The organism is Streptomyces triticisoli, from assembly GCF_003270085.1.
In the GTDB taxonomy this organism is placed as follows: domain Bacteria; phylum Actinomycetota; class Actinomycetes; order Streptomycetales; family Streptomycetaceae; genus Streptomyces; species Streptomyces triticisoli.
Window position 1 is genome coordinate 24,305 of record NZ_QFDQ01000216.1, and the last position, 25,228, is coordinate 49,532.

Annotated in this window: 25 protein-coding genes and 3 pseudogenes; 16 read left to right on the plus strand and 12 right to left on the minus strand. The window is 70.6% G+C overall.

The genetic code is table 11. The annotated features are described in order from the left end of the window. Positions 1-19: 19 nt before the first annotated feature. The 7 genes from DEP02_RS26465 to DEP02_RS26500 all read left to right on the plus strand — a co-directional run bounded on the left by DEP02_RS26465 (position 20) and on the right by DEP02_RS26500 (position 7,212). Complete coding sequence (locus tag DEP02_RS26465) at positions 20-1,429, plus strand: glycosyltransferase family 4 protein (protein WP_112470200.1); 1,410 nt, start codon at positions 20-22, stop codon at positions 1,427-1,429. Next, positions 1,423-2,157 carry a class I SAM-dependent methyltransferase gene (locus DEP02_RS26470; protein ID WP_112470201.1) on the plus strand — a complete coding sequence of 245 codons (735 nt, stop codon included), beginning with the start codon at positions 1,423-1,425 and terminating at the stop codon, positions 2,155-2,157. Before DEP02_RS26465 ends, DEP02_RS26470 begins: the two co-directional genes overlap by 7 nt. Further along, on the plus strand, positions 2,154-3,233 hold the full coding sequence (locus DEP02_RS26475) for a prenyltransferase/squalene oxidase repeat-containing protein (protein ID WP_112470202.1): 1,080 nt from the start codon (positions 2,154-2,156) through the stop codon (positions 3,231-3,233). Before DEP02_RS26470 ends, DEP02_RS26475 begins: the two co-directional genes overlap by 4 nt. A 405-nt stretch (positions 3,234-3,638) precedes the next feature. Then, complete coding sequence (locus DEP02_RS26480; protein ID WP_112470222.1) at positions 3,639-4,124, plus strand: cation:proton antiporter regulatory subunit; 486 nt, start codon at positions 3,639-3,641, stop codon at positions 4,122-4,124. Further along, positions 4,121-5,317 carry a cation:proton antiporter gene (locus DEP02_RS26485; protein WP_112470203.1) on the plus strand — a complete coding sequence of 399 codons (1,197 nt, stop codon included), beginning with the start codon at positions 4,121-4,123 and terminating at the stop codon, positions 5,315-5,317. The genes DEP02_RS26480 and DEP02_RS26485 overlap by 4 nt, the downstream gene beginning before the upstream one ends. Before the next feature lie 558 nt (positions 5,318-5,875). Then, positions 5,876-6,652, plus strand: a complete 777-nt coding sequence (locus DEP02_RS26495) for a helix-turn-helix domain-containing protein (protein WP_232839287.1) — start codon at positions 5,876-5,878, stop codon at positions 6,650-6,652. 20 nt (positions 6,653-6,672) lie between these two features. After that, entirely contained in the window at positions 6,673-7,212 is a 540-nt protein-coding gene (locus DEP02_RS26500) for a GNAT family N-acetyltransferase (protein WP_112470204.1), read from the plus strand. A gap of 20 nt (positions 7,213-7,232) precedes the next feature. On the opposite strand, the gene DEP02_RS26505 is transcribed toward DEP02_RS26500, so the two are convergent. From DEP02_RS26505 to DEP02_RS35025, 6 genes and pseudogenes are all read right to left on the minus strand, one after another. Further along, entirely contained in the window at positions 7,233-7,679 is a 447-nt protein-coding gene (locus DEP02_RS26505) for a cation:proton antiporter domain-containing protein (RefSeq protein ID WP_332872002.1), read from the minus strand. A 206-nt stretch (positions 7,680-7,885) separates the two neighbouring features. After that, positions 7,886-8,473 carry an Rv1733c family protein gene (locus DEP02_RS26510; protein WP_112470205.1) on the minus strand — a complete coding sequence of 196 codons (588 nt, stop codon included), beginning with the start codon at positions 8,471-8,473 and terminating at the stop codon, positions 7,886-7,888. 28 nt (positions 8,474-8,501) lie between these two features. Then, entirely contained in the window at positions 8,502-9,236 is a 735-nt protein-coding gene (locus DEP02_RS26515; protein WP_332872003.1) for a site-2 protease family protein, read from the minus strand. Between the two features lie 88 nt (positions 9,237-9,324). Beyond that, a pseudogene (locus DEP02_RS35595) lies at positions 9,325-9,624 on the minus strand (zinc metalloprotease); the annotation flags it as partial. Positions 9,625-9,776: 152 nt separating this feature from the next. Beyond that, entirely contained in the window at positions 9,777-10,295 is a 519-nt protein-coding gene (locus DEP02_RS34155; protein WP_112470223.1) for a DUF3040 domain-containing protein, read from the minus strand. A gap of 327 nt (positions 10,296-10,622) precedes the next feature. Next, positions 10,623-10,844 (minus strand): annotated as a pseudogene (locus DEP02_RS35025) (SPFH domain-containing protein); the annotation flags it as partial. On the opposite strand from DEP02_RS35025, the pseudogene DEP02_RS26530 reads away from it, so the two are divergent. From DEP02_RS26530 to nhaA, 5 genes and pseudogenes are all read left to right on the plus strand, one after another. Beyond that, a pseudogene (locus DEP02_RS26530) lies at positions 10,785-11,156 on the plus strand (PucR family transcriptional regulator); the annotation flags it as partial. The pseudogenes DEP02_RS35025 and DEP02_RS26530 overlap by 60 nt on opposite strands. Before the next feature lie 33 nt (positions 11,157-11,189). Beyond that, positions 11,190-13,022, plus strand: coding sequence for a glycoside hydrolase family 15 protein (locus DEP02_RS26535; protein WP_112470206.1), 1,833 nt, complete (start codon positions 11,190-11,192; stop codon positions 13,020-13,022). A 169-nt stretch (positions 13,023-13,191) separates the two neighbouring features. Next, positions 13,192-14,262, plus strand: coding sequence for a TerC family protein (locus tag DEP02_RS26540; protein WP_112470207.1), 1,071 nt, complete (start codon positions 13,192-13,194; stop codon positions 14,260-14,262). A 343-nt stretch (positions 14,263-14,605) separates the two neighbouring features. Beyond that, complete coding sequence (locus DEP02_RS26550) at positions 14,606-15,478, plus strand: universal stress protein (RefSeq protein WP_112470209.1); 873 nt, start codon at positions 14,606-14,608, stop codon at positions 15,476-15,478. A 254-nt stretch (positions 15,479-15,732) separates the two neighbouring features. After that, on the plus strand, positions 15,733-17,061 hold the full coding sequence (gene nhaA / locus DEP02_RS26555; RefSeq protein ID WP_112470210.1) for a Na+/H+ antiporter NhaA: 1,329 nt from the start codon (positions 15,733-15,735) through the stop codon (positions 17,059-17,061). A gap of 46 nt (positions 17,062-17,107) precedes the next feature. On the opposite strand, the gene DEP02_RS26560 is transcribed toward nhaA, so the two are convergent. Continuing rightward, positions 17,108-17,368, minus strand: a complete 261-nt coding sequence (locus DEP02_RS26560) for a hypothetical protein (RefSeq protein ID WP_112470211.1) — start codon at positions 17,366-17,368, stop codon at positions 17,108-17,110. Positions 17,369-17,394: 26 nt separating this feature from the next. Here DEP02_RS26560 and DEP02_RS33690 point away from each other — a divergent pair, with 26 nt between their 5' ends. Continuing rightward, complete coding sequence (locus tag DEP02_RS33690) at positions 17,395-17,649, plus strand: hypothetical protein (protein WP_157977548.1); 255 nt, start codon at positions 17,395-17,397, stop codon at positions 17,647-17,649. Here DEP02_RS33690 and DEP02_RS26565 read toward each other — a convergent pair. Then, positions 17,646-18,233: a hypothetical protein gene (locus tag DEP02_RS26565; RefSeq protein ID WP_112470212.1), complete on the minus strand. Its 588-nt coding sequence runs from the start codon at positions 18,231-18,233 to the stop codon at positions 17,646-17,648. The genes DEP02_RS33690 and DEP02_RS26565 overlap by 4 nt on opposite strands. Positions 18,234-18,673: 440 nt before the next feature. On the opposite strand from DEP02_RS26565, the gene DEP02_RS26580 reads away from it, so the two are divergent. Next, a complete protein-coding gene (locus DEP02_RS26580) occupies positions 18,674-19,246 on the plus strand; it encodes a hypothetical protein (RefSeq protein WP_112470213.1) in 573 nt (190 codons plus the stop codon). 83 nt (positions 19,247-19,329) lie between these two features. Here the strand turns inward: DEP02_RS26580 and DEP02_RS26585 are convergent, their stop codons facing one another. From DEP02_RS26585 to DEP02_RS26595, 3 genes are all read right to left on the minus strand, one after another. Then, positions 19,330-20,100: a hypothetical protein gene (locus DEP02_RS26585; RefSeq protein ID WP_198668603.1), complete on the minus strand. Its 771-nt coding sequence runs from the start codon at positions 20,098-20,100 to the stop codon at positions 19,330-19,332. A 154-nt stretch (positions 20,101-20,254) separates the two neighbouring features. Further along, positions 20,255-21,247: an N-acetylmuramoyl-L-alanine amidase gene (locus DEP02_RS26590; protein ID WP_112470215.1), complete on the minus strand. Its 993-nt coding sequence runs from the start codon at positions 21,245-21,247 to the stop codon at positions 20,255-20,257. A gap of 10 nt (positions 21,248-21,257) precedes the next feature. Then, positions 21,258-21,959 carry a class I SAM-dependent methyltransferase gene (locus DEP02_RS26595; protein ID WP_438947801.1) on the minus strand — a complete coding sequence of 234 codons (702 nt, stop codon included), beginning with the start codon at positions 21,957-21,959 and terminating at the stop codon, positions 21,258-21,260. A 240-nt stretch (positions 21,960-22,199) separates the two neighbouring features. Between DEP02_RS26595 and DEP02_RS26600 the strand changes: the two genes are divergently transcribed. Both DEP02_RS26600 and DEP02_RS26605 read left to right on the plus strand, forming a co-directional pair. Further along, positions 22,200-23,636: an MFS transporter gene (locus tag DEP02_RS26600; protein ID WP_112470216.1), complete on the plus strand. Its 1,437-nt coding sequence runs from the start codon at positions 22,200-22,202 to the stop codon at positions 23,634-23,636. Positions 23,637-23,854: 218 nt separating this feature from the next. Further along, the gene (locus DEP02_RS26605; protein WP_112470217.1) at positions 23,855-24,622 is read left to right on the plus strand and encodes a class I SAM-dependent methyltransferase; all 768 of its coding nucleotides are present in this window, start codon (positions 23,855-23,857) and stop codon (positions 24,620-24,622) included. A gap of 98 nt (positions 24,623-24,720) precedes the next feature. On the opposite strand, the gene DEP02_RS34160 is transcribed toward DEP02_RS26605, so the two are convergent. After that, complete coding sequence (locus DEP02_RS34160; RefSeq protein WP_198668605.1) at positions 24,721-24,885, minus strand: hypothetical protein; 165 nt, start codon at positions 24,883-24,885, stop codon at positions 24,721-24,723. Between the last annotated feature and the right edge of the window lie 343 nt (positions 24,886-25,228).

The window sequence follows — 25,228 nt, forward strand, 5'->3', positions numbered from 1 at the left end:
AGTCAGAAGGGGGCCCAGAGTGACCGCTGAGGCCAGTCGGGCGGGGTCCCCGACGGACCTCGCCGCAGACGGCGAGCGACCGCTCAGGATCGCACTCCTCACCTACAAGGGAAACCCGTTCTGCGGCGGTCAGGGCGTCTACGTACGCCACCTCTCGCGCGAACTGGCCCGCCTCGGCCACCGGGTCGAGGTGATCGGCGCACAGCCGTACCCGGTCCTCGACACCCTGGACGGAAATGAGGGCCACGACGGCCGGCTGGGCCTCACCGAGCTGCCCAGCCTCGACCTCTACCGCCAGCCCGACCCCTTCCGCACCCCCGGGCGCGACGAGTACCGCGACTGGACCGACGTGCTGGAGGTCGCCACCATGTGGACCGGCGGCTTCCCCGAGCCGCTGACGTTCAGCCTGCGCGCCCGCCGCCATCTGCGCGCCCGCCGCGGCGAGTTCGACGTCGTCCACGACAACCAGACGCTCGGATACGGGCTGTTGGGGGACCTCGGCGCCCCTCTGGTCACCACCGTCCACCACCCCATCACCGTGGACCGGCAGTTGGAGCTGGACGCCGCCGAGGGATGGCAGCGACGGATGTCCGTACGGCGCTGGTACGCCTTCACCCGCATGCAGAAGCGGGTCGCGCGCCGGCTGCCGTCCGTGCTCACCGTCTCCGGCACCTCGCGCCAGGAGATCGTCGACCACCTGGGCGTGCGCGAGGACCGCGTCCACGTGGTCCACATCGGCGCCGACACCGACCTGTTCTCGCCCGACCCGGCCGTGCAGCGGGTCCCCGGGCGGATCGTGACCACCTCCAGCGCGGACGTGCCGCTCAAGGGCCTGGTCTTCCTCGTCGAGGCACTGGCGAAGGTGCGGACGGAACACCCCTCGGCGCACCTCGTCGTCGTCGGCAGGCGGGCCGAGGACGGGCCGGTCGCGCAGGCGATCGAGCGGTACGGCCTGGAGGGCGCCGTCGAGTTCGTCAAGGGCATCCCGGACGCCGAACTGGTCGACCTGGTCCGCTCGGCCGAGGCCGCGTGCGTGCCGTCGCTGTACGAGGGCTTCTCGCTGCCGGCGGCCGAGGCGATGGCCACCGGTACGCCGCTGGTCGCCACGACCGGGGGTGCGATCCCGGAGGTCGCCGGCCGCGACGGCGAGACGTGCCTCGCGGTGCCGCCCGGTGACGCGGGGGCGTTGGCCGCCGGGCTGAACCGGCTGCTGGGCGACCCGGAGTTGCGGGCGCGGCTGGGCGCGGCCGGGCGCGAGCGGGTGCTGCGGCACTTCACGTGGGCCCGTGCGGCGGAGGGGACGGTACTGCACTACCGCGCGGCTCTCGCCGGCTCCGCCGGCCCGGACCCGCGCCGCCCCGCGCCCCGGAATCCCGGCCGCTCCGCGGCCTCAGAGGCTGTCTATCCCGAAAGCAGGGCCACGTGCTGACCGTCGACTTCTCCCGGTTCCCGCTCGCCCCGGGCGACCGCGTCCTGGACCTCGGCTGCGGTGCCGGCCGGCACGCGTTCGAGTGCTACCGGCGCGGCGCGCGGGTCGTGGCGCTGGACCGCAACGGCGAGGAGATCCGCGAGGTCGCCAGGTGGTTCGCGGCGATGGATGAGGCGGGGGAGGCGCCCGCCGGGGCCACCGCCACCGCCATGGAGGGCGACGCCCTCGCCCTGCCCTTCCCCGACGCGTCCTTCGACGTCGTCATCATCTCCGAGGTGATGGAGCACATCCCGGACGACAAGGGTGTACTCGCCGAAATGGTACGGGTGTTGAGACCGGGCGGCCGGATCGCGGTCACCGTGCCGCGCTACGGACCCGAGAAGGTCTGCTGGGCCCTGTCCGACGCCTACCACGAGGTCGAGGGCGGCCACATCCGCATCTACAAGGCCGACGAACTGCTGCGGAAGATGCGCGAGGCGGGCCTGCGCCCGTACGGAACCCACCACGCCCACGCGCTGCACTCGCCGTACTGGTGGCTGAAGTGCGCCTTCGGCGTCGACAACGACAAGGCGCTGCCGGTGCGCGCGTACCACAAGCTGCTGGTCTGGGACATCATGAAGAAGCCGCTGGCCACGCGGGTGGCCGAGCAGGCGCTGAACCCGCTGATCGGCAAGAGCTTCGTGGCGTACGCGACCAAGCCGCACCTGCCCCGGGCGGACGCCAAGTGACCACTCCCCGGACGGAACACCTGGTCCTGCCCGGGGTCCTCACCGCCGGGCAGGCCGCCGCGACCGTGCGCGGCATCCTCGCCGTGCAGCGGGAGGACGGGGCGATCCCGTGGTTCCGCGGCCATCACCTCGACCCGTGGGACCACGTCGAGGCCGCGATGGCGCTGGACGCGGCCGGCGAGCGCGAGGCGGCCGAGCGGGCGTACTTCTGGCTGGCCCGGCACCAGTTGAGCGACGGCTCCTGGTACGCGGCCTACGCCGACGGGGCGTACGACGACGTCACCGACCACAAGCGGGAGACGAACTTCGTCGCCTACATCGCCGTGGGGGTGTGGCACCACTACCTGTCCACGGGCGACGACACGTTCCTGGACCGCATGTGGCCGGTCGTTTACGCGGCCGTCGAGTTCGTGCTGCGACTGCAGCAGCCGGGCGGGCAGATCGGCTGGAAGCGCGAGGACGACGGCACGGACACGGCGGACGCGCTGCTGACCGGGTGCTCGTCGATCCACCACGCGCTGTGCTGCGCGCTGGCGATCGCGGAGGAGCGTGGAGAGCCGCAGCCGGACTGGGAGTTGGCGGTCGGCGCGCTCCGGCACGCGATCCGCGACCACCCGGAGCGGTTCCTGGACAAGGACCGCTACTCGATGGACTGGTACTACCCGGTGCTGGGCGGCGCGCTGACCGGAGCGGAGGCGAAGGCGCGGATCGAGGCGGACTGGGACCGCTTCGTGGTGCCCGGCCTCGGCGTGCGCTGCGTCGTCCCCAACCCGTGGGTGACGGGCGGCGAGTCGGCCGAACTCGCCCTGGCCCTGTGGGCCGTGGGCGAGTCCGACCACGCGCTGGAGATCCTGCAGTCCATCCAGCACCTGCGCGACGCGGAGACCGGCCTGTACTGGACGGGCTACGTCTTCGAGGACGAGGCCATATGGCCGCGGGAACTGACCACCTGGACCGCCGGAGCGCTCCTGCTCGCCGTCGCCGCGCTCGGCGGCCACGAGGCCACCTGCACGGTCTTCGCGGGCGACCGCCTGCCCAGGGGCCTGGACCCGGACTGCTCCACCTGCCCCGCCTGACGGCGGCGGGCCGCCACCGTCACCGGCTCCGGAACCCTGACCGAAACCTGCCATGCGTGCGGAGAGTGACGGGGGATCGCCGAGGTAAGCCCAAAAGGGGCCACGGGATGATCTTGAAGCCCTGAGCGCCTGCCCGTCACCCGTTCGGCTCAAGGTCGTCGGTGGTGATGTTGGGCTGTCGTCTGGGGCCGGGGCGGGATTGTGACCTCGATCGAGCGGACCGCGTATCCGCGGTTCAAGCGGCTGATCACCGCGCATGAGCTGCGTGCACGTGCGGGGGTCCTGACCAGCGATGTGCGCCGCACACCCATGCGAGTTCGGACAGTCCGTCGCTGGCGATGAAACCCCCATATGTCCTCTTCATGTAGAGGCGTGAGGTTTGCGTGCGGCGTGATGATTGGCGGCATGGACGTCAACGAAGTACTGCTGCCTGGGGTGGGGATGCGCTATGAGTTCGCCACCCGCGAGGGGGACCGGATGAGTGTCGTCGCCCTCCGGTCGGGCGATTTCGAGCTGATGACCTATGAGGGCGTGGATCCGGACGAGGCGCGGGTCGTGTTCCGGCTGACCCGTGAGGAGGCCGACACTCTCGCCGGGATTCTGGGGGCCCCGCGTATCGCCGAGCGGTTCGCGGATCTGACCAAGGAGGTGCCGGGGCTGAGTGCCGGGCAGGTCGAGGTACGTGCGGGCGGGCCCTTTGTGGACCGTCTGCTGGGGGAGACCAGGGCCCGGACGCGTACCGGCGCGTCGATCGTGGCGATCGTGCGCGGCGAGGAGGTGATCCCCTCCCCGGGGCCGGAGCAGGTGCTGCACGCGGGGGATGTGATGGTGGTGATCGGAACCCATGACGGGATTGCCCAGGTGGAACAGATCATCCAGGCTGACCAGTGAAGGTCTCGGTCGCCCTGCTGCTGGAGCTGGGGATCATCCTGGCAGCGCTGAGTCTGCTCGGGACGCTGGCCCGGCGTTTCACACTCTCGCCCATCCCGCTCTATCTCCTGGCAGGTCTGGCTCTGGGCGAGGGAGGCATCGCCCCGGTTCCGGCCGCCGGCCCGTTCGTGGAGACCGGAGCAGGCATCGGGGTAGTCCTCCTGCTGCTGGTGCTCGGTCTCGAGTTCACCGTGCCGGAGTTCACCGCCAGCCTCCGCCGCCATCTGCCGTCCGGGGCAGTCGATCTTGTGCTGAACGCGACGCCCGGAGCCGTGGCGGGATGGCTGCTGGGCCTGGACGCCACCGGGATCCTGACCTTGGCGGGCGTGACCTACATCTCCTCCTCGGGCATCATCGCTCGGCTTCTGAGCGACCTGAGGCGCCTGGGCAACCGGGAGACCCCGGCCGTGCTGTCCGTGCTGGTGCTGGAAGACTTCGCGATGGCCGCGTTCCTCCCGCTGCTCGCGGTCGTCGCCGCCGGCGGCACCTGGCGGCAGGCACTACTGGGAGTCCTGATGGCCCTCGGCGCGGTCCTGGCCGCGCTCGCCGTGTCGTACTGGTGGGGACACCATCTCGGACGGGCGCTGTTGCATCTGCGTCCGGACGCCGAACAGCTGCTGCTGCGGGTGCTCGGCGTGACACTGATCGTCGCCGCGCTCGCCGAGGCCGCGCACATCTCCGCCGCGGTAGGAGCATTCATCGTGGGACTGTCACTCACCGGTGAGGCGGCCGACCGGGCACGGCAGGTACTGAGCCCGCTGCGGGACCTGTTCGCCGCCGTCTTCTTCCTCTCCGTCGGTCTGTCGGTCAGGCCGGAGACGCTGCTGCCGGTGCTTCCCGCCGCCCTGCTGCTGGGGGTGGTCACGGCGCTGACGAAGCTGGCGGCCGGCTGGTACGCCGCACGACGGGAGGGCGCGGGGCACCGGGGCCGGCTGCGGGCCGGTACCGCACTCATCGCACGCGGCGAGTTCTCCCTCGTCATGATCGGTCTGGTCGGGGTGCGGCAGGACCGGCTCGGCGCTTTGGCGGCCGGATACGTCCTGCTGCTCGCCGTGACCGGTCCGGTGCTCACCCGTTTCGCCGGGACTCGTCCGGCGCCCAGCGCGGGTAAGGGCAGGCAGGTGCACACCGGCGGCGACACGGCGGGGCGATGACGGGCCAGCCAGACCAGCAGGCGGCGCAGGCGTTTGCCGGCGGAGGCGAGCTGCGGTGAGTACTGTGATGCCGAGGTGCGCGCTTACGCGTGTCTGGTGCGGTGTAAAGGGGGCGGGAGTGCGCTTCCCTCCTGAGCTTCACCGGGGGATGCGTGTCGGTGGTCGCCGACACCCTTGATCGTGTCCGGAAGAACAGCCAGCCGAGCAACCGGCCCACCAGCAACCCGCCCAGCACACCGACAGTGCATTTGTACGCGACGTCCTGCGCAACCCACGGACCGATCCACTCAGCCGACCAACCGCTGCCTGCGGCGGCGGCCAGCCCCACGGCCGCGTACATCAGCGGAAACGCGAGTCCGTCCTTCAGGCCCGCCTCACTGGTGAGAGCGAACCGCACCTCGTCCTCATCGTGTTCGTCATCCGTGGGCTCGTCCCCCCGCACTTCCGCAGCGAGTGGCTCGGCCGCATCCTTGGCCGGGTAATCGACGTGCTGCCCGGCGGCCAGCAGGCTGTCTCCAGGGCCTGATCTTGGAGGTGGTCGTGGGGCGTCGACCGAGTGTGTTCATCCGGCCGGTCAGCATGGACGAGGGTCGCAGGCTGCAGCGGATCAGCCGGACCGCGAAGGACCCGATCCGGCTGCGCCGGACGATTGTGGTGCTGATGTCCGCCCAGGGCCAGACGGTCAAGGACATCACCTCGCTGATGCAGGTCGGCGAGGACTACGTCCGCGTTGTCATCCACGCCTTCAACGAGCGGGGATTTGAGGCACTGGACCCAAAATGGAGCGGGGGACGCCCGAAGACGATCGGTGAGCGGGTGCGTGAGCATATCCGCCTGAGCGCGCGGACGTCCCCCGCCGACTGGGACGTCGCCGCGTTCTCCACCCGGAGCCTGTCCAAGCTCGCCGACCACCTGGTCAAACGGCACGTGGTACCGGCGATCAGCCGGGAGACCCTGCGGCGCATCCTGCGCGAGGGCAAGGTCTCCTGGCAGGCCACCACGACCTTGGAAGGCGTCCACCGACCCGGACTTCACAGCCAAGATGCACCGGGTCCTGGCCCTGTACGACACCCCGCCGACGGACGGACGGGTGGTCTGCGTCGACGAGTTCGGACTACTGAACCTGATGCCCCGCAAGGGCAAGGCCTGGCGTCCGGCGGGCAGGCCCCGCCGACTGCGGGCCACCTACAACCGCTACGGCGGGGTGCGGCACATGCTCGCCGCCCTCGACCTGGCCACCGGGAGGATCCACTACCGGATCCGCAAGCGGAAGCGGTGTTCGCGCCCGACTCACCCGTCCGACAGTGGACCGAATACCCCTCCAGGGCTGCCTGATACAGCTCTACGATCTTCGCATGAGCGACCGGAGCCCGGCAGACGAAGAGCTGCAGACCGCCCGACTGTCACTGCGGCGTCCGACCGAAGCCGACATCGATGCGATCTTCGCGATCCACAGTGACCCCGGAACCTGCCTGCACAATCCTTCCGACGCTCTCGCCCGGCCCGAAGAGGCCGAAGAGCTCTATCAGCGCTGGAGCAACCAGTGGCACAGCTGCGGATACGGGTACTGGGTCGTCCGACGCCGCAACTCTGCCCTGCAACTGGGGTTCTGCGGGATCAAGCCCATGGAACTGAACGGCATGAAGGTCCTCAACCTCTTCTACCGTTTCGCCACCTCCGCATGGGGCCAGGGCTTCGCCAGCGAGGCCGCGACCGCAGTCACCAGCTGGGCATCCCGGCACATTCCCGACCTCCCGCTGATCTCCCGGGTCCGGCCGGCCAACGCCGCCTCCCAGCGCGTGGCGGTCAGGGCCGGCCTGACCCGGGCGGAACACCTCGACGGCACCGGATACGACGGCTTCGATTGGATCTACGCAGCGAAGCTGCCGAACTGAGCCCACTCCGACGCGAACCCTCACCGAAGGCCGTCCAACATTCCGAGCCGAGCCACGAGCACCGGATCGGTGGGCGCCAGGACAGCACCCAACAGCAGCGCGGCGGCTGGCGGCCAGTCCAGCAACCACCAGGCCATCAGCGCGGTGATCAGGAACGCCAACGGCATGGTGATACCCAGCAATCGCCAGGTCGCGCCCCACCGATGCCGCCCGACGGGCCGGTTGAGCGCCAGCCCCGCACCCATCAACGAGATGAGCACCACGACCTCGATGACATGCTCGGCCACCACCCGGTCATCCACCGGATCGATCACGGGCGGCGGCAGAGGCAGCAGATACACGCCGATGCCGCACAGCAGGAAGACCAGCGGTAGCGACAGCGGTCGTCCGGCCAGGACCCGAGATAGAACGGCCGCGAGCAACGCTCCGACCCCTAGCCACGCGAAAACCGCGTCCGCGCTCGTCACCGGTACGGCCCGCCCTTCTCACCGCCATGGATCATCGGGTACGCCCTGCTGGGCATCCCGGCCGAATACCCCACATCACACAGGTCATGGACGACAACGAGCGGCTAGCCCCAAGCCGTCGGCTTACTCCTCGCCGCGAGCGACGGGTTCGGCCCTCCGGCCTGTGCGAGCGCAGTGCCTCCCCAGGGGTCAGCCGGTTCCGTCAATCAAGGTGAGCCTGTCTTGCCTCCTTTCTGGGTGTTCATGCGCTCCCACTCCGCGGCCCACCGCGCCATGCGGTGACGCTCCAGTCCCTGGCGAGCCACCCAGGCAACAGCCAGCACGGCCCCGCTCGCCCCTGACACGGTCAGCACGCCTCCTGAGATCGCGTGCCACCGGGTCTCCTCATCGGTCAGGGGCTCAGCCGCGATCTTGCCGTTCCGGTCCGCCCACACGGTGACCGTGTGCCCGGCCGGGGTCCCGGATGGCACTCTTGCCTCGTCCGTGTGCGTGGAACCTTCCGGCGCCGTCCAGCGCACTGTCGCCCAGACCCGATAGCCGCTCGGTGCCCGTTCGGGCAACCGGTCCTCCGCGTCCTCGACGAGTACGGCCGAGACCTCACGGCGCTCTGCTCGCTGCCGCTCGGCGGACTCTTTTATGGCGTCCGCCGCTGCCAGGCCCGCGAGCAGGCCGCCGACCAGTGCGACCACCCACGAGGCGAGCAACACCCACGCTTCGACGATGTCACTGCGCCGCCGCAGCGGATTCCGCCGCCACCGCCACCACCGCACCCTTCCATGCTGTGACGCTGCCATCGGCCGACACCCCAACCCGTGGTAACCATTACCGACTTTCCGTGCCGCGGAGTGCCTGGCGCCGGACGATCCGGGAGATGTCGTCCGCGGTGATGACGCCCGCCAGGTTCTGCCCCTCGGTGACGAGGATGGGCAGGGCGCGGCCCGGGGAGAGCTTTTCGAACACGTCCTGCAACAGGTCGTCCGGAGCGCAGGTCGTGCAGCGCGCCCAGGGGGTCGCCACGTCGCGCACACGAAGCGTCTCCCGTTGTGCGGCGGGAATCCTCGCGAGCCGCGGGAGGTGGACCAGACCGCTGGGGCGCCCTTCGAAGTCGATCAGGGCCAGTGCGGAGTGGCGGGTCCGCGCGGCCACGTCATCGATGCAGCGTTGCACGGTCAGCCAGTCCTGGCACGTCTCGACGGGGCTCGTCATGGCGTCTGCCGCTCGCATGCCGCGCAGGGCAGGAGCAAGCCTCGCACGCTGGTGTTCCGCCCCGGCGACGATCACGACGAAGAAGCCGATGACCGCCAGCCACAGCCCGCTCAGGGCGCCGCGCAGGACGACGATCCACCCGAGGCCGATCAGCACGACTCCGAGGACCTGACCGGCTCGTGCGGCCGCTCGCTCGGCGCGGTCCTGATCTCCCGTACGCCACCACGTCAGCGCCTGCACCACCCGTCCTCCGTCGAGTGGGGCGGCGGGCAGCAGGTTGAACACGGTGAGGACGAGGTTCACCCAGCCGAGCCAGAGCAGGACGGCTGCGGGTATGGCCGTCCCGGACAACGTGTCCAGCCCGATGCCCGCCCCGAGCGCCGGCGAGCAGGCTGGTGAGCGGCCCGCTGACAGCTATCCAGAAAGTCGAGCCTGCCGTGCGGGGCTTGCCCATCTGGGTCATGTCGCCCAGGGCCCACAGCGTGATGCTCTGGACGGGGATGCCTTTCTTACGGGCCGTGATCGCGTGGGCGGCCTCATGGGCCAGCAGGATCACCAGGAGCAGCAGGGCCCCGGCCAGGCCGGCGATGGTGTAGGTGGCGTTCGACTGATCCGGAGTCATGGCCGGGAGAGTCTGGCTGCCCAGGCTGTATCCGAAGAGCATCACGAGCAGGGGCACGGTCCAGTGGATGCGCAGCGGCACCCCGAGAACGCGGCCCATCCGTACCGAGTTGTTCATGACCTTCTCCTGCGGACCGGTATAGACGGCCCTACGCCGGAACCGATGTGCCGCGGTGTCCACGGGTCGGCACCTGCACGGTTTGCGCCTGCTGCCAGTCTCACTCGATGGGGTGGATGACGGTGGGAGTCGCTTTCCTGGTCATGGGCGGATCACTTTCGCTGGGTAGGTGCCAGGGAGGCAGCGAGACGGTGAGCCGATGTTGGTTGCCACGTCCGCCCATACGACAGCGGTTCTGACGGCGTCGCAGCAGGGCATCGGCGGGCACGGCGGCGACGCCGAAGTCGGCCACCAGCAGCCCCGCGGTCGGCGGTGCCCGGGCTTTCGCCGGGGCCCGGGAGCGCTCTGCCGTGCGTATGAACGGATACGGCCGGAGCACGGCCGTTCGTTGGTCCCTGATTGTCGTCGGTCGAGGCTGACCTGTTGAAGACCGCCGTGAGGATCAGACCCGCCACCAGCACGACGGCGAACACCACGATGGCCTTCCAGCGCCAGTCGAGGCGTAGGGCGTCGTCATGGGCGTCTGCGTCGTCATGGACATCCCTGTCGGCCTGGCCGTCGGGAAACTGATGGTTCAGCGCGTCCATCAGCCCGACCAGCTCGGGGTCGTCCTGGGAGAGGCGGCGCTCCATCTCTGCCAGGATGCGCCGGTCGTCCATCGAGGGGTTCATACCGATCACCTGTGTTCGGGGGACGCGGACTCGGTCGCGGGGTGCATGGCTGCTCTGGCCTATGTGGTACGGGCACCGCTTGGCGCGGCGTCGGAGCCCCGGAGCATGTCGACCACGCGCAGGATTTCCATGGGCAGGGGGGAAGATGAGGGTGGAGTTTCGCTCGCTGGAGATCTCGGCCATGGTCGACAGGATCCGCAGGTGCATGGCGGCGGGGTGGCCCTCGATCCGTTCCGCGGCGTCCGCCAAGGTCTGGGCAGCCGCGAACTCGCCCTTGGCGTGGATGACCTTGGCGCGCCGGTCACGCTCCGCCTCAGCCTGACGCGCCATGGCGCGACGCATGGCCTCGGGCAGCTCGACGTCCTTGACCTCGACGAGGGTGACCTTGACACCCCACGGATTGGTGACGTCGTCGATGATGCGTTGAAGCCGCTGGTTGATCTCGTCCCGGTTGATCAGCAGTTCGTCCAGGTCGACCTGGACGAGGATGCTGCCCAGCTCGGTCTGACCGCCCCGCGCGTGTACGCTTCCGACCTGCTGGTCTTCCAGGTCCTCGGCAGGGACCGAGCCGCCATCACCGACCTGGTGGCCACCGTCCTCGGCGGCCTGGAGGAGGCACGAGGCGGGCCCCGGGCACTCCTGGAAACCCTGGACGCGTACTTCGCCAGTGGCTGCCTGAACACGACCACGGCACGCCGGCTGGGCGTGAGCGTGCGTACCGTCACCTACCGGCTCACCCGTATCCGGCAACTCACCGGCCATGACCCCACCGACCCCGACCAGCGATACATCCTGCAGACCGCAGCCCTCGGCGCCCGCCTCCTGGACTGGCCCTCCCGCCCGCTGCAACCCTCGGAGTGATCCGGCCCGCCTTCGATGGGTACTGGGTCACGCATGAACGAGTGGTCGCCGGTACCGCTGGCGGACTACCTGCCGATCAAGGACCACGGCCTGATCGGCGACGGCCGCGCGTGCACCTTGGTGGGCCGCGACGGCACCGTCAGCTTCATGTGCGTGCCCCGCTTCGACGCTCCGCCCCTGTTCTGCTCGCTGCTCGACCGCCACCGTGGCGGGTCCTTCCTGCTGGCGCCGGACGGGTTACGGCTGAGCCGCCAGCACTACGTGGAGGACACCGGCGTCCTCGTGACAGAGCTGAGGGCGGACACCGGCATCGTCCAGGTCACTGACGCCTTCCTCCTCCAGCCAGGTGCGCGGCTCGAGGTCGACGCCCCCGTCGGCACAGGGGCGCTGCTCCAGCACGCGCGCGTCACCCGGGGCTCTGTCGATCTGAGGGTGGCGGTGAGACCACGCGGCGAAACCCAGGCCGAGCGTCAGACCGCCGGTTGGCAACTGCCCTGCCCCCAGCAGTCCGTGAAGCTCCGCCTGACCACGTCCCGGCCCCTGCCCGGTCCCGAATGCACACTGCGCCTGAACCAGGGCGAAGACCTCTGGGTCCGTCTGCGCTGGAGCGAACCACAGGCTGCCGGCTCCGGACGATCAGTCTCCCAGTGCCTCGACGACACCGTACGAGCGTGGCGCCGTTGGTCGGCCTTCGTGGTGGCCGACACTCCCCGTACGGACCTGGTGCGCCGCTCGGCCATCACCCTCAAGCTGCTGGACTACGCCGAGAACGGCGCCATCGTCGCCGCCGCGGCCTCCTCACTGCCCGAGTGCATCGGAGGCGACCGCAACTGGGACTACCGCTACGCGTGGATCCGCGACGCGGCCTACACCGTGTTCGCCCTGTGCCGGATCGTCCTTCCCGACGAAGCTGGAGGCTTTCTCCATTGGGCGTTGACCGCCGCCTGGCGGGACGGGCGACTGCGCGTGCTGTACGACGTGGACGGCCTGCCTCCGCCGCCGGAGGTGATCGACGCGGAGCTGGAGGGCTACGACTGCTCCGCACCCGTACGGTGGGGAAACGCCGCCGCCGAGCAGGTCCAGCACAACGTCTACGGAGAGCTCCTCGACTGCGCCTTCCAGTGGGCGGCCACCGGCCGGCCTTTGAGCGCCGGCTTGTGGTACCGCCTGGCCGAGCAGGCCCGCACCGCATGGCGGACACCGGATCACGGCATCTGGGAAGTACGTACCCAAGCGCGTCCGTTCACGTATTCCGCAGCGATGTGCCAGGTCGCCCTGGACCGGGCGGCACGACTCGCCACCCGTCTGAACCTGTCGGGCAACGCCGCCACATGGGCTGCGGAGGCCCGGCGCCTCGCCGGGCGGATCATCCACGACGCCTGGGACGAGCGCGCGCACTCCTTCACCGAGCACCTCGGGGCGACAGGTGGACTGGACGCCTCGCTCCTCGCCCTCCCGCTCCGACGCGTCCTTCCCGCCGATCACCCCCGCATGATCGCCACAACGCAGGCGATCGCCGAACGCCTCGGCGCGGGCAACGGCCTGCTCTACCGCTACCTGCCGCAGGAGTCCCCCGACGGACTGGACCAGCCGGAGGGAGCCTTCCTGCTGTGCAGCTTCTGGCTCGTGGGCAATCTCGCGGGCCAAGGCCGCATAGACGAAGCCGCGGAACTGTTCGAGAAGCTGTGCTCCTACGCCAGCCCGCTCGGCCTGCTCGCCGAGCAGATCGACCCCCGCGACCACTCCTTCCTCGGTGACTTTCTGCAAGCACTCAGCCACATCGGGCTGTGGTCCGGCGCCGTCGTCCTCGCCCGCGCAGAGCGCGGCATACGCCCGGAACTCTCCACGCACCCATGGCTTCGGTGAACTCGGCACCGAACGGCCGCCCCTGGTGGACTCCTCAGCAGGCCGGTGCTGGTGAGCGCAGAGCCGTTCCACTCAGCGTCCGTGCACCGGCACCAGGGAGACAGTCCCCGTTGCATGGCCCAGACTCGTAAGAAGACTGCCGGGTGACGCCGCTGGAGAGGTCGGAACCGTGCATGACGTGCCGCTGTGGATGTGGGTGGCGTTCGCCGTCACCGTGCTGGTGTCATTGGCGGTCGATCTTCTCGCGCACCGACGGGAACACGTCATCGGTTTCCGCGAGGCCGCCGCTTGGAGCGGTGTCTGGGTAGGCTTGGCGATCGTCTTCGGGGGCGTGGTGTTCGCGGTCGTCGGCACCAGCGCCGGAGTCGAGTACACGACCGCATGGCTTCTGGAGAAGAGCCTGTCGGTCGACAACCTCTTCGTCTTCGCCTTGATCTTTGGCTACTTCAAGGTGCCGCGCGCCTACCAGCACCGCGTACTGTTTCTCGGTGTCCTCGGCGCCCTGGTCTTCCGCGGTATCTTCCTCGCTGCCGGTGTAGCTGTGGTCAGCCGCTTCACCGCCGTTTTGTTCGTCTTCGCCGCGATCCTCTTCTACAGCACATACAAGATCCTCAAAGAGGAGGACGACAGCTTCGACCCCGGCAAGAGCATCGCCGTGAAGCTGCTTCGTAAAGTCGTCCCGGTACGGCACGAGTACGCGGGGACCCACTTCTTCGTCAAGGAGGCCGGGAAACGGGTCGCCACGCCGCTGCTCGCCGTCGTTGCCGCGATCGAAGCCGCCGACCTCGTCTTCGCCGTCGACAGCGTGCCCGCCGTCCTGGCCGTCAGCAGCGACGCCTTCATCGTCTACACCAGCAACGCCTTCGCGATCCTGGGACTGCGCGCCCTGTACTTCATGCTCGCCGGGCTGCTCGACCGCTTCCACTACCTCAGCAGAGGTCTGGCGCTCATCCTCGCCTTCATCGGGGTCAAGCTCATTCTCCAGGCTTCCCACGAAACGATCAGTACCGCCGTGCCGGAAGTTCCCTCACCCGTCAGCCTCGCCGTCATCGTCGCCGTTCTCGCCGTTTCCATCGGGCTGAGCATGGCTCGGCCCTTGCCGTCGAGCCCCACTGATGACCGATCGCGGACCGACGTCGACGCCATGCCCGCCTCTGCTCCCGCCGAGGATGCCTCTCATGCAGCTGACCGGGATCCACCGGGCAATCACCACGGCGCTGCCGAGCCACCCGACACCTGAGAGCCCAAGCAGCCACCAAGAAACGGTAAATATGTTGTAAAGTGGGGCTATAGGTGTAAGCGGGCAGAGAAAGGCAACCGCGTCGTCCGGGTACGTCTGCCGCTCGTGCAAAGAGCCCGTAGACGCCGCTGTGAAACGACACAAGACCATGGGCGTCTTCGTTCCCGTCTGGACCGCAGGCCCGTGCCACAACCCACTGTGTCTGGAGTATGTGCCCGAGCAGGAGCCGATCAACTCAGCACGCAGGGGCACTAGGTTTCAGCCGACGGGCTGGGAAGGCGACTGATCTCGGGACGGGCGCCGTGCTGTAGAGGCCGTCGCGCGCACCAAGGCGGTGAGACCGATGCTGCTGCCCATCGTGGTGGGAGTCGACGGATCAGAAAGCAGCTTGGGCGCAATCGACTGGGCCGCGGACGAAGCGGCCTTGCACGGCTTGCCACTGCGCCTCGTGCACGCCTGCCTGTGGGAGCGCTATGAAGGGCCCGCCTTCACGGAGGCCGCAGGGGTTGCTTCCGAACGCTTGCTCGCGCGGGCCATCATCGACCGCGCCACCGAGCGGGCCCGGCAAGGTCACCCGGAAGTGCAGATCGACGCCGACATCGTTCCTGAGGACGCCGAAGCCGCCTTGTTGCGGGAGGCCCGACGCGCCACCGCCGTCGTAACAGGCTGCCGGGGAAGAGGACCGATCACGGGTGCGTTGCTGGGCTCGGTCAGCCGTTCCCTGGCGACGCGCGCCCCCTGCACGGTTGTCGTCGTACGCGGTCGCCAAAAGAACCGACAAGCAGCCAATGGCCCCATCGTGGTCGGCGTGGACGACCCCACAAGCAGCACTGCGGCGATCCGCTTCGCCTTCCACGAGGCCCAGGCGCGACGCTCCGTCCTGGACGCCGTACGCGCCTGGCGTCGCCCCGCCCACAGGGCCCAGGCGCATCCACTACTCGTCGGGAACCCCGCGCACGAACACGAGGATCAGGCAGGGGCCTTGCTCGACCGCGCTCTGCGCGATGCGGAACGCGAGCATCCCGACGTGCCGGTGCGCCGTGTCATCACCGAGGGCCCCGCCCACCACGTGCTGCTCACCCACTCGGCCACGGCCGACCTACTCGTCCTTGGCGCCCCTCGACGGCACGGGCCCCTCGGGCTGCCCCTCGGGAGCGTGGCACACGCAGCGCTCCATCACGCCGACTGCCCGGTCGCGGTAGTACCACAACGCTGAGCCACGGCCTCAAGAAGGCCAGGAACACGACAGACCGCGTACAGGTGTGCAGACGGCGGACCGCGAGAAGCGGCGCTCGGCGTTACGTCCACGCGATGCGCCATGGCACGGCCTGCCTGCGGTGGGCCCGCGGTGGATCAGCCGTTAGGGTGGAGGGAACGCGTCAGACATGACGCGGGGTGTGCCGGGAAGTCTGGTCGGCGTCTGTCAGGGGCTGTATGGCCCGTTGCCGGCCACCGGAGGCTCACACCCACATGGCTGCCACTCCGCGTTCGCGTGCGCCCTTTCTCGGTTTTCTTCCCTGGCCCGAGCGGCAGGCTGTGGCCGGCGCGTTGCGGACGGAGACGGTCGGCGGTCTTGCCCTGCTGGCCGCGGCCGTGGTGGCCCTGATCTGGGCGAACACCCCCTGGAGCGACGCCTATGAGACGGTGCGGGAGTTCCACTTCGGGATCGCGGCCCTGGGGCTCGACCTGAGCGTCGGGCACTGGACCGCCGACGGTCTGTTGACCATTTTCTTCCTGGTCGCCGGCATCGAGCTGAAACGCGAGCTGGTGGTGGGCGAGTTGCGCACCCCCGCCACCGCAGCGCTGCCGGTGGTGGCGGCCGTCTGCGGCATGGCCGTCCCCGCCGCGCTGTACGCCCTGACCGTCGGCACCGGGGGCGGCAGCATGGAAGGCTGGGCGGTTCCGATGGCGACGGACATCGCCTTCGCCCTCGCGGTCCTGGCCGTGATCTCCACCCACCTGCCGTCGGCCCTGCGGGCCTTCCTGCTGACCTTGGCCGTGGTCGACGACCTCGGCGCCATTCTCGTCATCGCCGTCTTCTTCACCTCCCACATCAACCTCTGGGCCCTGCTGGGGGCTGCGGCCGGACTGGTCGTGTTCTACCTGCTGCAGAGGTTCCGGGTGACCGGCTGGTGGTGGTACGTGCCGCTGGGTGTCGCCATCTGGGCGCTGACGTACAACGGCGGGGTCCACGCCACGGTCGCCGGCGTGGCCATGGCGCTGCTGCTGCGCACCACCCCCGAGGAGGGGGAAGAGCAGTCGCCCGCCCTACGGACCGAGCACCTGCTGCGCCCGCTGTCCGCCGGGGTCGCGGTACCGCTGTTCGCCCTCTTCGCCGCCGGCGTCAGCGTCTCCGGCAACGCGCTGAGCCAGGTTTTCACCTCACCGGAGCCGCTCGGCGTGGTCATCGGCCTGGTCGCCGGCAAGGCCCTCGGCATCTTCCTCGGCACCTACCTGGCGGCCCGTTTCACCCGGGCCCAGCTCAACCCGGAGCTCGCCTGGGCCGACGTCTTCGGGCTGTCGGCTCTCGCAGGCATCGGCTTCACGGTCGCCCTGCTCATCGGGGAACTCGCCTTTCCCAGCAGCACCACCGGCGAGCACGTCAAAGCCGCCGTCCTGGTCGGCTCCCTCCTCTCGGCGGCACTCGCCGCTGTGCTGCTGCGCCGCCGCAACGTGATCTACCGGCGCCTGTCCGAGGAGGAGAACCTCGACACGGACGCCGACGGCATCCCCGACATCTACCAACGCAGCACCCGCACCACCACCGCGGCAGACCGGCAGAACGGACAGACGGACTGATGACCGCCGACACGGCCCTGCTCGCACCAGCCGGTCGGGCACGGCGCTACGGACACCGTCGGCGCCGACCGGCGAGGTCCAGGACGCCCGTGCGTGCGGCCAGCTGCTCTTCGAGGGCCGCGTTGGTCTCTTTGAACCGGTGGTACTCGATCTCCAGGACCTGGACGATCCGGGCCAGGAGCTGGGCCTGGGAGCGCAGGTCGTTGCGTTCGGCGCGGACGCGCGCCAGGTCCTCTTGCTGCTTGCGGCTGCGGGCCCGCGCGGCTTCGGAGACCGGTTCGGTGCTGTGGCCGCGGGCCTTGACCAAGGCGTAGAACAGGTTCTTGAGGCCGTGTGCTTGTGGATGAGCTTGTTGCGCCGCAGCCCCGCCTCGACGGCAAGGGAGAGGATGGTCAGCTTGCCGTCGGAGTGCAGCGGGGCACCGATCAGCAGGCGCACCATGGCGTCGGTGACGGCCCGGACCTCCGCAGCGTCCTCGGACCCGCTGTCGGCGGATGCGTGCGCAAGGGCCTCGCCGACGATCCGGGCAAGGTCCGCCGCGCGCTGCGTGCTGGCGTCGCTGGCTGGGGCGGTCATCGCGGTTCCTAGGGGTCGGGGGCGGCCGGGGGCTGTGCTTCGTGGCGGCGGATGATCTCGGTGAGGTGCGTCTTGCGCTGCTGTTCGCGGGCCGCGATGGGGTAGGGGTCGAGGCCGGCTTCGGTGTCGGCGTCGATCCGGACGACCTCGCAGCGCAGGGAGGCGATCTGGCTGTCGGTGCGGCTGATGTTCGCGCACGCCGGATGGCACCAGGAGTGGTCGGGGGCCGCGCGGGTGGCGTCCCGCCCGCGGCCGCGGTCTGGATTGCATAGGGCGGTGAACACGTCGTGGTTGCAAGTCAGGAAGGCTTTCGGATCTTCGTAGACCTGGAGGCGGGGGTTGGCGACCAGTGCCCGCAGTTCCCGCTTGCCAAGGTAGGTCCCGGCGTAGCGGTTGGAGAACTCGGTGGCCGCGGCGCGGCAGCGGTCGGCGACCGGGCCGCTGACCTTCTCGCCGGAGGCGATGCGCTCGCCGGCCTCGGTGAGCGCATCGGCCAGAGCCAGGCCCTTCTCCTGGTCCAGGACCTCGAGCATGTCCGCCTTGGAGCGGCCGGCGTACGACTCGCTCATGGCGGTGGCCGCGTGGCCGTACTGCACCGCGAGGGCGATCCGGCCGCCGGGCGGAAGAGACCTTCGAGGAGAGCACCCGGCTGCTGGCCAACCCCCTTGCCAACCCCGACGACTTCGACGAGTTGGAGGGGTGGACACTCCACCGGCTCCGCCACAGTGCGTTGACGCACGATGCGGAGGACGGCACCTCAACGCCGATGTTGTTGGCCCGCTCCCGCCATGCCTCCGTGCGATCCCTGGAGAGGTACGCCCGGCCCGGCGTCGACGCAGTCGCCGAGCGCGACCCTGCGGCCCGCCAGAGGTTAATCCGGGCCTCAGGGCTTCAAGATCATCCTGTAGCCTCTTTTGGGCTTACCTCGGCGATCCCCCGTGACGGGCTGAAGGCCCTCGGTGCTCTGTTTTGACAGGCGTACCCAGGGTCACACGGACCCCCAGAGCACTCACAGCAACATGTTCCGGGAGGAACCGTGCCCGTACCGATACGGCGCCTCGCCGTGGCGCCCACTCTCTGCTGCGCCCTGGTCGCAGGCGCCACCCCCGCGTGGGCCGCGGGCCAGAGCACCGCGCAACAGGAGCCGACCGTCGCCGTGGCGGCCGCCACGCCCAGCCCCACCACGTCGGCGGAGAAACAGAAGTTCGCCAAGACCCGCTTCGTGGCGAACGCCGCTCTCGCCGCCGGGGCCACCTACCAGTGGATCTGGAAACCGTACAAGGAGGGCAAGTTCAAGAAGGGCGCGGAGCACCGCAGGACGACCCTCCTCAAGGCCGGCCTCGCGGGCGCGTTCGCGTACAACCGGCTCAAGGCGGCCGTGCACAACGCCCAGGGCGACCCCACGCTGTCCAAGGCCCTCGCCCCGATCACCGCGGGCATCAACGACCTGAAGGACCTGCCGGCCAAGCTCCGCAAGGGCGACAAATCGGCGATCAAGGACTTCCAGGACACCATCAACAAGGTCAAGGACGCCGGGAAGAGCGCGGGCGCTCCGGTCAAGGACAAGGTGCCGACCAACTCCCAGCTGCGCAGCGGCGCCACCTCTTAGCATCCGTCCGGCTCCGCCCGTGAACGGCAACGGCCCCCCGCCCGGAAGAGCGAGGGGCCGCAGGGCTGCCGGGGCGAACCGGGTCAGCCGCGCTGGATGTTGGAAGCGTCCTGCAGGACACCTCGGCGGCCGTCCTGCATCTCGGTCAGCAGGCCCTGGCCGCGCTGCTCCACCGCCAGGTACCACACGCCCGGCGCCAGTTCGGCGATCGGCGCGGGGGAGCCGTCCTCCGCGAACAGCGGACGCGGCGCCGGCACGGCGAACCAGAACGGCGAGAAGGCCGCCGCCGGCTGGCCCTGCGGGGCCGGCTGCGGCTGCGCGCCGCCGCCGAACGGCTGGGCCTGCTGCGACTGCCCGCCGTACGGCTGCTGCCCGGCGCCCGGGTAGCCGTAACCGCCCTGGGGCTGCACGCCGTAGGGCTGCGGCGCGCCCGGCTTGGGAGCGGGGATCAGGGCCGCCTGGAGGGCGGGGACCAGCGGGGTGGCGACGCCGGCGCCGGCCAGGACCAGGGCCGCGATGAAGCCGAGGATCAGACCGGAGCCCGCGCCGACCGAGCCGGGGATGTCCACCAGGGTCCAGAACAGGCTCCACGCCACCAGGACCGTGAACGCCACTCCCACGACGCCCAGGTCCAGGCCCGCCACCTTGCGGGGCTGCGGCAGACACCGGTTGACGACGATCAGAGCGGCGCCGATGACTCCGCCCATGTAGAGGCCGAGGCCCGTACCGAGCCCGTCCCAGGCGTTGGTCTTCACGAAGTCCGTGTCGTACAGACGGAGGAACGACGCGATGAAGAGCAACACCGCTGCTCCGGTCACCACGCCGTCGCCCCGAGTGAGGGAGCGGATATTCACTTCAGGTCCTTCACAGCTCGTCTTGTCGTCGGTAGAGGCGTCGCCGTCACCGTCTCGCCGGCAGGCCGCGGTGCGAAGCGCGGGGGGTGCCCTCGTCGTATGGACGACAGTATCGTCCGTACGCCCTGGCTGTCCGCAGGGTCGAGTGTCCCGGTCAGGACCCGCGCAGGAAACTCACGATTCCCCCAGAGATCCCCTCCGCCGCTTTCTGCCGCCAGTTTCCGCTGGTCAGCAGGGCCGCGTCCGTGCTGTCGCGCATGTTGCCGCACTCGACGAACACCTTCGGAACCGTTGACAGATTGAGACCGCCCAGGTCCTTGCGCGTGACGAGACCGGTGCCGTCGCCGAGGTAGTTCGACGGCGCCTCGCCCGTGACGCGCACGAAGTTGCCCGCGATGCGCTCGCCGAGGTCGCGGGAGGCGGCGACGATCGGGCGGGTGTCGGCGGCGCCTGCGCGCACGGCCGCCGGGAGGATCACGTGGAAGCCGCGGTTGCCCGGCGCCGACCCGTCGGCGTGGAGGGAGACGGCGGCGTCCGCGTGCGCGGCGTTGCCGATCCGGGCGCGCTCGTCCACGCACGGCCCCCAGGCCGGTGAACCGTCGTCGTGGGTCAGCTTCACCGTGGCGCCCTGCGCTTCGAGCAGGGCGCGCAGCCGGTGGGCCAGGTCCAGCGTGAACCGGGCCTCGGTGTAACCGGCGTTGGTGGACGTGCCCGTGGTGTCGCACTCCTTGGAGTTGGTGCCGATGTTCACCTTGCGGTTGATCTCGGCCGTGTGCCGGAAGTTGCCGGGGTTGTGCCCCGGGTCGATGACGACGACCTTCCCCTTGAGCGGGCCGGAGACTGCGGGCGCGGAGGCCGTGGGCGCGGAGGCGGCGGGCGCCGGACTCGTCGAGGCGCCCGGCTTCTTGTCGTCCCGGCCGGATGAGGAGGGCGGCAGCGGCTCCGACGGCTCCGAGGGGCTGCCCGTGGCCGACGGCCGTACGGCAGCCCGCCCCGAACCACCTGGGGACCCCACCACCTCGTACACCACCCACCCCAGCAGCGCCCCGGGCACCAGCGCGGCGAGCGCGACGGTCAACGGCCCACGCCGGATACGGCGGGGACGCTCGGGCTGCGGAGGACCGGAGTCGGGGCCTGTGTACGACACGACTGCGACTTTAACGGCGGGCGGAGGCGGACGCGTCCGTTCGCCGCAGGACGCGCAGCGAGTCGGTCACCGAGACCTCGGTGAACTCCCCTGACCCCAGGGCCCGGAGGTAGACGCGGTACGGGGCCTGCCCGGTGAACTCGTCCACCGGGTCCGGGAACACGTCGTGGATGACCAGCAGGCCACCCACGGCGACGTGCGGGGCCCAGCCCGCGTAGTCGGCGCCGGCGTGCTCGTCGGTGTGGCCGCCGTCGATGAAGACCAGGCCGAGCGGGGTGTTCCACAGGGCGGCGATCTGCGGCGAGCGGCCGACGAGCGCCACCACGTGCTCCTCCAGACCGGCCCGGTGCAGCGTGCGCCGGAAGGCGGGCAGCGTGTCCATCAGGCCGATCTCGGGGTCGACCGTCTCCGGGTCGTGGTACTCCCAGCCGGGCTGCTGCTCCTCGCTGCCGCGGTGGTGGTCCACGGTGAGCGCGGTGACCCCGGCCTGCCGGGCGGCGTCGGCGAGCAGGAGGGTGGAGCGCCCGCAGTACGTACCGACCTCGAGCAACGGCAGCCCGAGCCGCCCGGCCTCCACGGCCGCCGCGTACAGCGCGAGTCCCTCGTCGACGGGCATGAACCCCTTGGCGGCCTCGAACGCGGCGAGGATGTCGGATGGGGGTCCCCCCTGCTCGAGCGCAGCCGAGAGCTCGGGGGAGGGTGCCGCGGGCATGGGGTGGGGTTCCTTCCGGTCGGTTGTACGTCCGTTCCGGCCGCCATGCTGCCGCACGCCCGGCCGGCCGGGCGACAGGGGGCGTGGTGGCGTACGTCTCAGCCGGATCAGCCGGATCAGCCGGATCAGCCGGATCAACCGGATCAGCCGGACGCGTACGGGCGCCGGGCGGGCGTAGGACTTTGGACCGGCCGATCTCGTGCGCATACCCGATGCAAGAGGCGCGGGCGGCTTGAGACCATGGAACCCATGCTCGAAGCCGCTGAAACCACCCCGACCGTCCGCCGCCGTACCGCGCCGCCGCCCACCTGGCTCGTGGTGGCCCTCGCCTGCGCCGGACAGTTCCTGGTCGTGCTGGACATATCCGTCGTCAACGTGGCCCTGCCGTCGATGCGGGCCGACCTCGCGCTGAGCGGCTCGGGGCTGCAGTGGGTGGTGAACGCCTACACCATCGCGTTCGCCGGTTTCATGCTGCTCGGCGGCCGGGCCGGCGACCTGTACGGGCGCAAGCGCATGTTCCTGCTCGGGCTCGGCCTGTTCACGCTGGCCTCGCTGGGCGGCGGCCTGGCCCAGGAGGGCTGGCAGCTGCTGCTCGCGCGGGCCGTGCAGGGGCTGGGCGCGGCCGTGCTGGCGCCCTCCACGCTGACGCTGCTGACCGCCGCCGTGCCCGAGGGGGCGGCCAGGGCCCGGGCCATAGCCACCTGGACGGCGGTCGGCGCGGGCGGCGGAGCGGCGGGCGGTCTGGTCGGCGGGGTTCTGGTGCAGGGGCTGTCGTGGCGGTGGGTGCTGCTGATCAACGTGCCCTTCGGCGCGGTGGTGCTCGCCGGGGCCGTGCGGTGGCTGGTGGAGGGCCGGGCCGGGGACGGGCGCCGGCTGGACCTGCCGGGCGCGCTGCTGGTGACGGCGGGGCTGGCGACGCTGGCGTACGGGATCTCGCAGACCGAGGCGGAGGGCTGGACGGCCGCGGCCACACTGGTGCCGCTGCTCGCCGGGCTCGTGCTCATCGGGCTCTTCCTCGCCGTCGAGGCACGTACGGCCGCCCCGCTGATGCCGCTCGCGCTGCTGCGGGTGCGCTCGGTGGCGTCCGCGAACGCGGCGCTGTTCGTCTCCGGTGCGGCGATGTTCTGCATGTGGTTCTTCATGACCCTGTACGCGCAGAACGTGCTCGGCTACTCGCCGCTGGACGCCGGACTCGCCCTGATGCCCAGCTCGCTGGCGGTGGTCCTCGGCTCCAAGCTGGCGCCGCGCCTCATGCGGGCGGCGGGAGCGCGCAACGTCGCCGTGCTGGGCACGCTGGTGGCGGCCGCCGGATTCGCCTGGCAGTCGACGATGCGGGCGGACGGCGCGTACCTCACGGCCATCATGGTCCCCGGGATCCTGATGATGCTGGGCGCGGGACTGGCGGGCACCCCGCTCGCCTCGCTGGCCACCTCCGGGGCGGCGCCCGAGGACGCCGGGCTGGTCTCCGGGCTCATCAACACCTCCCGCACGATGGGCGGCTCACTGGGCCTCGCGATCATGGCGACCATCGCGGCGGCCCGCACGGCGGGCCGGACCACGCCGGTGGGCCTGACGGAGGGGTACGCGCTGGTCTTCCGCACCAGTACGGCGATGCTGCTCGGCGGGGCGCTGCTGATGCTGGTGTGGCTGCCGCGTTCCACGAGGAAAACACGCTAGACACGGCGCTGTTCGCCGCCGAGGAGGCCTTCGGCGCGGGGGCAGGGGGAATTTCCGCCCGGCCCCGGAGTGATCCCCTTCCGGCGCCCGCACCGGCCCCGCACACGCCCGGACAGCACGCCCGCAGAGCCACGCTCACCCCGGCTGACCTGGGCTTTCGAACCGTTCGACGCTACGGTCGCGGTACCAGGAACGGGCCCGGGGAGAGGGGGATCCGCATGGACCGGAACATCCGTACCGTGGACGACGTACTCCGGCTGCTGGACGGGCTGTTCGCGCCGGACGCCGACCGGTGGACCGGTGGGGCGGCCGGGTGGTGGGACGGGTTCTACGCCGACCGGTCACGGCCGGTCCCGTTCTTCGTGGACAAGCCGGACGAGAACCTTGCCGAGTGGCTGGAACGGGGACTCGTCGGCGGACGCCGGGCGCTGGACCTGGGGTGCGGGCCGGGACGCAACGCCCTGTACCTCGCCGCGCGGGGCTTCGAGGTGGACGCGGTCGACCTGTCGGCGGAGGCCGTCGCCTGGGGGCAGGAGCGGGCCCGGGAGGCGGGGGTCGCCGTGCGGTTCGTGTGCGGGGACGCCTTCGGGGACGCCGGGGCACGGCTCGACGGGCCGTACGACCTCGTCCACGACTCCGGCTGCTTCCACCATCTGCCGCCGCACCGCCGCATCAGCTATCTGGCTCTGCTGGAGCGGGCGTTGGCGCCCGGCGGTCACCTGGTCCTGACCTGTTTCGCGGCCGGCGGCATGGGCAGCGAACTCTCCGACGCCGAGCTGTACCGCGACGGCCGTCTGCACGGCGGGCTCGCCTACACGCCCGAGTCGCTGCGGCGGATCCTCGCGGATCTGACGGAGGTGGAACTGCGGCGGATGCGGGACGAGCCGGAGGACTCGCCGCACTTCGGGGAGGCGTTCCTGTGGGCGGGGCTGTTCCGGCGGGAGGACGCGCCCGTGCCGGCCGACACGATCGCCGGGCACTCTTGAGCCGATGCCCCTGAGCCGATGCCCCTGAGCCGAGCAGGACGCGAAACGGCCCCGTCCTTGCCGGAAGGACGGGGCCGTTCGCCGCTTCGGTACTACCGTCAGGCGGCCGCTTCGGTCTCCTCGGCCGGCTTGCGGTGACGGCCGCTCGGGGCGGCCTCGCCGTCGTGGGAGGAGACCGGACCGCGGTGCCTGCCGCGGCCCGGGACCCACAGGGCCCCCTGGTCCGCGGCCTCGAGCGGCTGGGTCGTGCTGGCGTCGCTCATCGGAAGAAACTCACCCCGTAAACAATGATCTTTCGTACAGCCGGGCGAGTGTAACCGGCACACCTCGGGTCGAATCCAGACGGCCACGCCAACCGGCACTACTTCGTTACAAGCCCCCCAGAGGCGCCTGTTGCAAGGGGACGGGACGGGGCGCGTGGGAGGTCGGAGGACCTGGTTCCGGGGTGGCCCGCGATCCGGGTTCGTGCTCGTGCGCGGCCCGCGGTTCGGGAGGTGATGAGGGGTGCGGTCCGAGCACCGGGGCCCGCCCCCGCAGGTCGGGCGCCGCGGGGTGCGGGGCACGCCCCGGCGCCGGAGCCGCCCACCGCGCCACCCCGCACGGCAC

Coding starts and splice junctions, on each gene's coding strand:
- DEP02_RS26500 (WP_112470204.1), top strand. CDS start 6,673: ATGAGCGACCGGAGCCCGGCAGACGAAGAGCTGCAGACCGCCCGACTG.
- DEP02_RS26600 (WP_112470216.1), top strand. CDS start 22,200: ATGGAACCCATGCTCGAAGCCGCTGAAACCACCCCGACCGTCCGCCGC.
- DEP02_RS34155 (WP_112470223.1), bottom strand. CDS start 10,295: ATGAACCCCTCGATGGACGACCGGCGCATCCTGGCAGAGATGGAGCGC.
- nhaA (WP_112470210.1), top strand. CDS start 15,733: ATGGCTGCCACTCCGCGTTCGCGTGCGCCCTTTCTCGGTTTTCTTCCC.
- DEP02_RS26595 (WP_438947801.1), bottom strand. CDS start 21,959: ATGCCCGCGGCACCCTCCCCCGAGCTCTCGGCTGCGCTCGAGCAGGGG.
- DEP02_RS26535 (WP_112470206.1), top strand. CDS start 11,190: ATGAACGAGTGGTCGCCGGTACCGCTGGCGGACTACCTGCCGATCAAG.
- DEP02_RS26480 (WP_112470222.1), top strand. CDS start 3,639: ATGGACGTCAACGAAGTACTGCTGCCTGGGGTGGGGATGCGCTATGAG.
- DEP02_RS26550 (WP_112470209.1), top strand. CDS start 14,606: ATGCTGCTGCCCATCGTGGTGGGAGTCGACGGATCAGAAAGCAGCTTG.
- DEP02_RS34160 (WP_198668605.1), bottom strand. CDS start 24,885: ATGAGCGACGCCAGCACGACCCAGCCGCTCGAGGCCGCGGACCAGGGG.
- DEP02_RS26510 (WP_112470205.1), bottom strand. CDS start 8,473: ATGGCAGCGTCACAGCATGGAAGGGTGCGGTGGTGGCGGTGGCGGCGG.
- DEP02_RS26605 (WP_112470217.1), top strand. CDS start 23,855: ATGGACCGGAACATCCGTACCGTGGACGACGTACTCCGGCTGCTGGAC.